At 71.3% G+C, this 8,864-nt stretch carries 11 protein-coding genes; 3 read left to right on the top strand and 8 right to left on the bottom strand.

All coding sequences use genetic code 11. The features are described from left to right. From ESO86_RS07090 to ESO86_RS07065, 6 genes are all read right to left on the bottom strand, one after another. Positions 1-1,149 (bottom strand): type I glutamate--ammonia ligase (locus tag ESO86_RS07090; protein WP_129234271.1); only part of this gene is annotated, 1,149 nt, incomplete at its 3' end. A 124-nt stretch (positions 1,150-1,273) separates the two neighbouring features. Continuing rightward, entirely contained in the window at positions 1,274-1,474 is a 201-nt protein-coding gene (locus ESO86_RS07085) for a hypothetical protein (RefSeq protein ID WP_129234270.1), read from the bottom strand. Positions 1,475-1,712: 238 nt separating this feature from the next. Then, complete coding sequence (locus ESO86_RS07080) at positions 1,713-2,363, bottom strand: NADPH-dependent F420 reductase (RefSeq protein WP_129234269.1); 651 nt, start codon at positions 2,361-2,363, stop codon at positions 1,713-1,715. A gap of 91 nt (positions 2,364-2,454) precedes the next feature. After that, positions 2,455-2,988, bottom strand: a complete 534-nt coding sequence (locus tag ESO86_RS07075) for a hypothetical protein (protein WP_129234268.1) — start codon at positions 2,986-2,988, stop codon at positions 2,455-2,457. Between the two features lie 14 nt (positions 2,989-3,002). Further along, positions 3,003-3,557, bottom strand: a complete 555-nt coding sequence (locus ESO86_RS07070; protein WP_129234267.1) for a dihydrofolate reductase family protein — start codon at positions 3,555-3,557, stop codon at positions 3,003-3,005. Positions 3,558-3,687: 130 nt separating this feature from the next. Continuing rightward, positions 3,688-4,782 (bottom strand): fatty acid desaturase family protein, encoded by a 1,095-nt coding sequence (locus ESO86_RS07065; RefSeq protein WP_129234266.1) that lies wholly within the window; start codon positions 4,780-4,782, stop codon positions 3,688-3,690. Between the two features lie 255 nt (positions 4,783-5,037). On the opposite strand from ESO86_RS07065, the gene ESO86_RS07060 reads away from it, so the two are divergent. Both ESO86_RS07060 and ESO86_RS07055 read left to right on the top strand, forming a co-directional pair. Beyond that, the gene (locus ESO86_RS07060) at positions 5,038-5,520 is read left to right on the top strand and encodes a hypothetical protein (protein WP_129234265.1); all 483 of its coding nucleotides are present in this window, start codon (positions 5,038-5,040) and stop codon (positions 5,518-5,520) included. Between the two features lie 110 nt (positions 5,521-5,630). Further along, complete coding sequence (locus ESO86_RS07055; protein WP_129234264.1) at positions 5,631-6,326, top strand: DNA alkylation repair protein; 696 nt, start codon at positions 5,631-5,633, stop codon at positions 6,324-6,326. A 125-nt stretch (positions 6,327-6,451) separates the two neighbouring features. Here ESO86_RS07055 and gap read toward each other — a convergent pair whose 3' ends face one another. Further along, positions 6,452-7,450 (bottom strand): type I glyceraldehyde-3-phosphate dehydrogenase, encoded by a 999-nt coding sequence (gene gap / locus ESO86_RS07050; protein ID WP_129234263.1) that lies wholly within the window; start codon positions 7,448-7,450, stop codon positions 6,452-6,454. Positions 7,451-7,614: 164 nt separating this feature from the next. Between gap and ESO86_RS07045 the strand changes: the two genes are divergently transcribed. Next, entirely contained in the window at positions 7,615-8,172 is a 558-nt protein-coding gene (locus ESO86_RS07045) for a VanZ family protein (protein ID WP_165307457.1), read from the top strand. Positions 8,173-8,189: 17 nt separating this feature from the next. On the opposite strand, the gene ESO86_RS07040 is transcribed toward ESO86_RS07045, so the two are convergent. Continuing rightward, a partial coding sequence (locus tag ESO86_RS07040) for a helix-turn-helix domain-containing protein (protein WP_129234261.1) occupies positions 8,190-8,864 on the bottom strand: 675 nt, incomplete at its 5' end.

Below are 8,864 nucleotides of genomic sequence, written 5' to 3'. Positions count from 1 at the left end.
CCGCTGCGCGGCCGTGAGGGTCGCGGGGTCGACGCGCACGGGCTTCGGCGGCGTCGCGTCGCGCGCGACCCCGTCGACCGCGGCCGCGATGACCGCGGCCGTCGCGAGGTACGGGTTCGCCGCGGCATCCGTCGGCTTCACCTCGATGTTGGACTGCTCTGCCCCCATGCCCGCCTGGCCGGGCACGAACCGGATCGCCGCCTCGCGGTTGCCCGGCCCCCAGCAGATGTCGGCCCCGGCCCACGTCCCCGGACGGAGCCGCTCGAACGAGAGCACGCTGCCGCCGAGCAGCGCGATTCCCTCCTCGAGTCGGTCGAGGACGCCGGCGATCATGTTCGCGCCGAGCGGCGCGACGCCGAGCTTGGCCTTCGGGTCGGCGAAGACGTTGCGTCCGTCGCGACGGGCCGAGAGGTGCATGTGGCATCCGTTCGTCGACCCGTCGACGATCGGCACGGGCGCGAACGAGACCAGCAGGCCGTGCCGCTGTGCGACGCGGGTCAGCACCACGCGCGCCAGCACGAGGTCGTCGACGGCCGCCATGGGATCGCGGGGTGCGAACGCGAACTCGAGTTGGCCGGTGCCGAACTCCGGATGCATCTGCTCGACGGGCACCCCGGCCACGTCGAGCGCCTCGAGCGCCGCGAACGCGAACGCCTCGACCTCGAGCAGCGCGCGCGTGGAGTACGCCGGGCCGGTCGTCGCCGGCACGGGCGGCTCGCCCTCGACGGCCGAGGGGCGGAACACCGTGCACTCGAGCTCGAATCCGACGACGAACGTCAGGCGCGCGTCCTCCGCGTCGTCGACCACGCGCCGCAGGGCGGTGCGCTGGCACGTCGGGTGCGGGGTGCCGTCGAGCGAGAACAGGTCGGCCGGAGCCCACGCGAGCCGCGCCTCGCGGTCGAGCATCGCCATCGACGAGGTGTCGGCGATGCCGCGGAGGTCGCCGACGACGGGATCGACGTCGGCCGTCGCGTTCAGGTGGTCGTCGACCGAGAACAGCACGCCGGCGCTGTTCGAGATCGTGACGCCGTGCGTGCTCGCCGACAGGAGCCTGCGGTGCGGCAGCACCTTCACCCGCGAGATGCCGGCGTTGTCGACGTGGCACACGAGCAGGGCGCGGATGTCGTCGAAGCGCACCGAACGGTTCATGCCGGGTCTCCTCCCAGCCGGGGTCCCGGTCGGGGGAGGTCGGGCCCGGCGTTCGGGTTCAGTATGCACCCGGCGCGTTTCGCGCGGTTTTCCGCGCGCGGCGCGGTGCCGCGGGCCCTCGGCCTCAGGCTCCGGCCGGCGCTGCGGCGGGCACGCCCTTCAGCTCGGAGTAGCGCTGTGCATGGACCTGCGCCAGGTCGATCGCGCCCGTGATCAGCGCCTCGGCGCACTCGCGTGCGGCCTCGTCGAGCTCGAGCTGTCGGCTGGTTCCCTCTGCGCTGGCCTGCAGGGCGCGCTTCAGGCGGTCCCGGTCTTCGTAGATCATGGTCTCCTCTTCTCGGTCGTCGGAGCGATCATGACGTCGTCGTCAACCGGTGCAGAGGAAGATACCGCGTCGAGCGCCGAGTGCAAAGCAGAAGGTGGACGTGTCGTCGTGGGCCGGTGCCCGCCCGGTGGCCGTTCGGACGCGAATCGTCGCCTCCCGATACCGGGAGGCGACGAATTCCGTCCGAACGGAGGTCGGGGCGCACGTGCGCGCGCAAGCGCGGCACGTGTGGAGCGCGTCAGGCCGCGGCGGCGGGGCGCTCCGCGCGCGCGAGGTTCGCGACGAGCTCGTCGCGCGTCTGCGGCACGACGTACGCGGGCTGGTCGCGCTCGACGCGCCAGCTCTCGTCGAGCGGCCCGACGTTGACGGTGTCGAAGCCGAACTCGTCGTACAGGCGTGCGACGACGGCCGCGGCATCCTCGAAGTCGCTCGAGGTGGCCAGTGCACGTCGTCCGGGCGTTCCGGCGGGCGCACCACCCGTCGTGATGTCCTTCGCCATGATGTGGTTGAACCCCTTCGCGACGCGGCTCTGCGGCAGGTGCTCCTGCAGCAGGCCCGAGACCGTCGCGCGGCCCTCGTCGAGTGCCGGGACGCGGCCGTCGCGCTCCCAGTAGTAGTTGTTCGTATCGATGACGACCTTGCCGGCGAGCGGCTCGACCGGGATCGACGCGTACGCCTTGAACGGCACCGTCACGACGACGACGTCCCCGGCGGCGGCGGCCTCCGCGGCGGTCGCGGCGCGCGCGCGCGGACCGAGCTCCTCGATGAGCGCCGAGAGCGTCTCGGGCCCGCGCGAGTTGGCGATCACCACCTGATATCCATTGGCCAGTGCCGCGCGGGCGACCTGGCTGCCGATGTGTCCTGCTCCGATGATTCCGAGGGTGGTCATGGTGGGGCCAACGGATGCCGCGGGCGCGCTGTTCCCGGATGTCACGATACCCAGCGCCTGCTCAGGCGGAGGCCCCGCGACTGGGCCCATGTCAATTCGACAGCGACCAGGACCAGGACCAGACGAAGACGAGCAGGAGGTACGCGATGACGATGGTGGCCACGATCGACACGATCGCGATGCCGACGACGGTCGCGGCGAGCACGAGCACCCGCGGTGCCCAGTTGCGACGATCCGTGCGGCCCCAGTAACGCCGCCATCCGCTGCTCGCCCGGAGCATCACGCCCGACGCCGCGAACGGGCCCGCCATCGCGAGCCCGAGCACCGAGAGCGAGAGCCCCTGGTCGTTCCGTGCGATCCCGACGACCACGATCGCGCCGCAGACGATGAGGAGCCCGAGCGCGATGAACAGCTGCACGTGTCCCGCCCACCAGATGCCCCGGGCGAGCCGGTCGTGATCCGCGGGCGGGCGTCGTCGCCACCAGGGCGCGGCCGAGGCATCCGTCGGCGCATCGGATGGCACCGCCTCGCCGTCGACGCCGAGGGTGCCGGGCGCCGGCTCGCCGTGCGCGTTCGCCGCCGCCGCATCCTCGATCGCCTCGTCGGAGGGTTCCTGCCGTGGCATCCGTCGCGGACCGCTCAGCGGACGACGTCGAAGACGTTCTTGACGACGCCGTTCGAGTAGGCCTCGTGCTCGACGAGCTTCAGCGTGCCCTGCTCGTTGCCGTCGAAGAGCCGCTTGCCGTCGCCGAGCACGACCGGGAACACCAGCAGGTGGTACCGGTCGACGAGGCCCGCGGCTGCGAGCCCCTTCGCGAGCGTCGCACTGCCGTGCACGATGATCGGGTCGCCGTCGCCCTCCTTGAGCGCCGCGACCTCGGCGAGCGAGCGGAGCACGGTGGTGCCCTCCCACTCGGGATCGGTCAGCGTCGAGGAGACCACGTACTTCGGCATGGCGTTGTACTCGGCGAACTCCTCGGTCATCGTCGGCCAGATCGGCGCGAACTCGTCGTAGCTGACGCGACCCATGAGCATGGCCCCGGCCTCGAGCTGCTCGCGGCCCTTGATCTCGTACGCCTCCTCGACGAACGGGACCTCCGTGAAGGTCCAGCCGGCGCGCGGGTGGTCGCCGCCGCCGGGGGAGTCGACGACGCCGTCGAGGGTGATGAACTCGGTCACGATGAGGGTGCGCATGGGTCGTCCTTTGCTCGGTTCGGGCGAGGCGGAGGTGCCTCTCATTCTGGACGTCGAACGGGGCGCCCCGGAATCGACACACGACCGAGGATGCTCGTCGGCGCTATGGAACCGAACCGCGGGTCGACGTTCAGGCCGTGAGACTCGCCCGCTGCTCCACGAGCGGGCATGCGAACGGGTCGCGTTCGCCGAGGCCCACGCGGTTGATGTAGCGCAGCACGATCCCGTAGCTCTGCCAGAGTCCGGTCACCGTGTACCGCACGCCGCGGTCGCGGCAGTAGTCCGCGATCATCGGCGCCGCCCGTCGAAGGTGCGGCCGCGGCATCGACGGGAACAGGTGGTGCTCGATCTGGTAGTTCAGCCCGCCCATGAGGACGTCGATGAACCTGCTTCCGCGGATGTTGCGGCTCATCAGAACCTGGCGGCGCAGGAAGTCGAGCCGCAGCCCCTTCGGCACGATGGGCATGCCCTTGTGGTTCGGTGCGAACGACATGCCCATGTACACGCCGAAGAGGCCGAGCTGCACGGCGAGGAATGCGGCCGCGACGCCGGGCGAGAGCACCAAGAACACGAGCGTCAGGTAGCCGGCGATGCGGATGGCGAGGAAGGCGATCTCGACGGGCCGACGAGCCACGGGTTCGCGCACCACCACGCGGCGGACGCTCGAGGCGTGCAGTGACAGCCCCTCGAGCAGCAGGATCGGGAAGAAGAACACGCCCTGGTGCGACATGATCCACCGCATCACGGGCGTGCGGGCCCGCGCAGCGCGCTCGGGCGTCACGGCGACGACGGGCAGGTCGATGTCGGGGTCGGCGTCGATCTGGTTCGGCGAGGCGTGGTGACGCGTGTGCTTGTGCTGCCACCATCCGTAGCTCATGCCGACGAAGAGGTCGCCGATGATGAGGCTGATCCAGTCGTTCCATCGGCCCGAGCGGAAGATCTGGCGGTGGGCCGCATCGTGACCGAGGAATGCGGTCTGCGTGAACAGCACCGCGAACCCGGCGGCGGTGAAGAGTTGCCACCAGGTGTCGCCGATCCAGATGAAGACGGCGATGGCTGCGGCGAACGAGACCGGCACGGCGATGAGCTTGGTCCAGTAGTAGCCGTACCGCCGCCGCATGAGCCCCGCGCCCTTGACGAGCCGCGCGAGATCGGTGAAGTCGCTGTTGGTCGGTGCCGGGCGCCGTTCGGCGGTCCTGGTCGCGACCTCGATGATTCCGGTCATGACGACCTGCTTCCCCGCACCGACGGTGCGCCGGCGGGACGTCTCTCGTCGCCATCCGGCGCCTGCCGGTCCTGCCTCCTTTCAGGCTACGTCTGCTTCCTCGGACCGCCCCGATGTTCAGAGGAACTCTCAGTTTCACCCCGATCTCGACGGCCGATCTCGCCCTGATCGCGCCCCCGATGAGCTCCGTTCGAGCCCCGCGCACGCGCGCGCGAACCTGTGAAGGAGTACATGTTGGAGGCCTACGCTCCGAAGATGAACGCGAACTCTCAGACCACCACTCCTCCGTCGAGCCAGACCGCGAAGGAGTCGGACTCGTTCGCGGTCGACCGCATCCTCGTCACCGAGCTGCCGCCCGAGCTGGGCACCGTCGACGCCCCCGACCGCTACACCGTCACGGCGGTCTTCACGCGTCGACCGCTGCCGCAGGAGCTCGAGCTCCTCGTGGCTCCCGCCGTCGACACCGCGCTCGCCAAGGCGGGCTACGCGCACGTCACGCTGCGCCCCGCCGACCGCCGGCTCCTCATCGGCAACACGAACCTCAACGAGCTCGAGCACGGCCTCGCGTCCGCGATCGGCGCGATCCTCGACGACATCGGCGCCGCGGCCGCGACGACCAGGTCCGCCCAGGCGCGCGACGCGGCCGAATTCGCCAGCCGCGCGGCCGAGCGTGCGAACCGCGTGCTCGAGGAGGTCGAGCGCATCGACTTCTCGCCGCACCACTCGCAGTACAGCTGAGCCCGCACCGGTCGTCGGCGCGTCGCACCTGCGCCGACGCCGTGGGGTGATCCCGAGCGCTGACGAGGTCGCCCGTTGGCGGGCGCCGCCGAGCGGACTACCGTGGAGCGGTGGCAGACGACCAGCCCACCGCCGTCGGACTGCTCGCCGACCTCCGGGCCGTCGGAGCTCCGGGCGAGCACCCGCAACGGCACTACCACGGCACCGCAGACGTGCTCGGGGTGCGCATGGGCACCCTGTTCGAGATCGCGAAGCGCTACGCCGCGATGCCCCTCGACGAGGTCGAGCGCCTCCTCGACGAACCCGAGTACGAGCCGAGGCTCGCAGCGTTCTGCATCATGGACTTCGCGGTCCGCGGATCACGCGATGACGAGGTGCGGCGCACACGATACGAGCTCTACCTCCGGCGCCACGACCGGATCGACACGTGGGACATGGTGGATCGCGCCGCGCCGCGCGTGGTCGGCGAGTACCTCGCCACGCGATCCAGGGCGCCGTTGTTCGAGCTCGCCGAGGCATCCGACCCGCTCCGCCGGCGCACGGCGATGACCGCGCCGCTCGGCTTCCTGCGCCGCGGCGACGCGGAGGCCAGGGCCGACCTCTTCCGCCTCGCCGACCGCCTGCTCCAGGATCCGGATCCCGTGGTCTCGAAGCCCGTGGGCATCGCGCTCCGCCATGCGGGCGGCGTGGACCCGGACGGGCTCGTCGCGTTCCTCGATGCGAACGCCGAGCGGATGTCCCGGCCCCTGCTGCGCGCGGCATCCGACAAGCTGCCGCCCGGCACCCCCTACTCGCTCCCGGCGTAGCGGTCGGCAGTGCGCGACGCCCGAAGACGCCAATCGCGCCGGCGGGGGCTCCACTCCCCCGCCGACGCGATGTCAGAGCCGGTCGACCCGGGGACCGCCCCCCGAGCCGACCGGAGCCGGTGCGATCAGGCCGCTGCGAGCAGCCCGAGCGAGTCGATCACGCGGTTCGAGAAGCCCCACTCGTTGTCGTACCAGGCGACGACCTTGATGTGCTTGCCGTCGACGCGGGTCAGCTCGGCGTCGAAGATCGACGAGTGCGGGTTGCCGACGATGTCGCTCGAGACGAGCGGCTCCTCGGAATACTCGAGCACGCCCTTCAGCGGGCCCTCGGCGGCGGCGCGGTACGCGGCGAGCACCTCGTCGCGGGTGACGTCCTTCGACACGGTCGCGTTGAGCTCGACGATCGAGCCGACCGGCACCGGCACGCGCATCGAGTCGCCGTTGAGCTTGCCGTCGAGACCGGGCAGCACGAGGCCGATGGCCTTCGCGGCACCGGTCGAGCTCGGCACGATGTTCTCGGCGGCCGCACGGGCGCGACGCGCATCGGAGTGCGGGGCGTCCTGCAGGTTCTGGTCCTGCGTGTACGCGTGGATCGTGGTCATGAAGCCGTGCTCGATGCCGGCGAGGTCGTCGAGGACCTTCGCGAGGGGCGCGAGCGCGTTGGTCGTGCACGACGCGTTCGAGACGATCGTGTGCGACGCGGGGTCGTAGGCATCCGTGTTCACGCCGTAGGCGAGCGTCACGTCCGCGCCCTTCGACGGCGCGCTCACGAGCACCTTCTTGGCGCCGGCAGCGAGGTGCGCCTTCGCGGCCTCGGCGTCGGTGAAGCGGCCGGTCGACTCGAGCACGATGTCGACGCCGAGCTCGCCCCAGGGCAGCTTCGCGGGGTCGCGCTCGGCGAGCACCTTCACGCGGTGACCGTCGATCACGAGGACGTCGCCGTCCACCTCGACGGTGCGACCGAAGCGGCCGCCGACCGTGTCGTACTTCAGCAGGCGCGCGAGCGCGGCGGGCTCGGTGAGGTCGTTCACGGCGACCAGTTCGAAGTCGGCGTCGCGCTCGATGAGCGCGCGGACGACGTTGCGGCCGATGCGGCCGAATCCGTTGACGGCGATGCGGGTCATGACGTCAGGGGTCCTTTCCTCTGTTGCGTGATCCAGCATGATGGTGGGACGGATGCCGCGGCAGTGGCTGGAGCGACAGCATGCGAAAGGATCTCGCCAAGAGGCCGATCCGGCTCCCACCCGACGCACAGGAGGGACAAAGGTTGGCTCGCGACGATCGAGGGATGCGCCCCTCACGAACCGCCGCCGTGCTGCTCTTCGCGTACGCCGTCGTCATGATGTGGGTCACGCTCGGCCCGGCGCCCGGCGCCGTATCCGGCAACCAGGCCACGCGCGGGATCCTCGATCCCCGCATCTGGTTCGACTCCGACACGTGGACGATCGGCTCGCAGACCGAGTTCGAGCTCAACGTGCTGCTCTTCGTGCCGTTCGGCGCGCTGCTCGCCTTCGCGCTCCGCGGGGCGCCCGCGATCGTGCCGGCCGTCATGAGCGCAGGGTTCGCGCTGCTCATCGAGGTCGCCCAGATCCCGATGGCCGACCGCATCTCCGACCCGCGCGACCTCGTCGCCAATACGCTCGGTGCCGTCATAGGCATCCTCATCGCGCGGATCTCCGATGCGATCGCGAGCATCCCGGCCGCACTCAAGGCCCGTCGTCGCGCGGCGTACGCGCGCGAGGCGACGCGCACGTCGCCGCTGCAGGCGACCCGGACGGCGACCGGCGGCGTCCGCATCACCCCGGACGATCGCGCGCGCAGCCGCGCGCCCGCGGACCGCGGCTGACGCCCTTCACCCCGCGTTCACGCCGAGAACGTGTGGCGGTACTCGGTCGGCGACGTGCCGAGGATGCGGTGGAAGTGCAGCCGCAGGTTCGCACCCGTGCCGAGCCCGACCCGATCGGCGACCTGCTCGACGCCGAGGTCGGTGCGCTCGAGCAGCTCGCGGGCGAGGTCGATGCGGGCGCGAAGGATCCACTGCATCGGCGTGTAGCCCGTGTCCTCGACGAACCGTCGTGAGAACGTCCGCGGCGACACGTTCGCGTTCCGCGCCAGGTCGGCGAGCGTCAGCGGATCCTGCACGTGCTCCATCGCCCACTGCCGGGTCGCCGCGAACACCTCGCCGAGCGGTTCGGGCAGCGCGCGCGGCACGTACTGCGCCTGGCCGCCGCTCCGGTAGGGCGCGGCGACGAGCCGGCGGGCGGCGTGGTTCGAGACCGCGACGCCGTGGTCGCGTCGCACGAGGTGCAGGCAGAGGTCGATGCCGGATGCCGCGCCCGCCGACGTCAGCACCTGCCCCTCGTCGACGAACAGCACGTTCTCGTCGACCCTGACGAGCGGATGCCTCGCCTGCAGCGCTCGCGTGTAGTGCCAGTGCGTCGTGGCCCGGCGCCCGTCGAGCAGCCCGGTCGCGGCGAGTGCGAACGCGCCCGTCGAGATCGCGGCGAGCCGTGCCCCGCGCGCGTGCGCGGCGCGCAG

Origin of the sequence: Agromyces binzhouensis (assembly GCF_004135055.1) — a bacterium.
In the GTDB taxonomy this organism is placed as follows: domain Bacteria; phylum Actinomycetota; class Actinomycetes; order Actinomycetales; family Microbacteriaceae; genus Agromyces; species Agromyces binzhouensis.
This window is presented reverse-complemented; position numbering and strand designations above follow the sequence as displayed.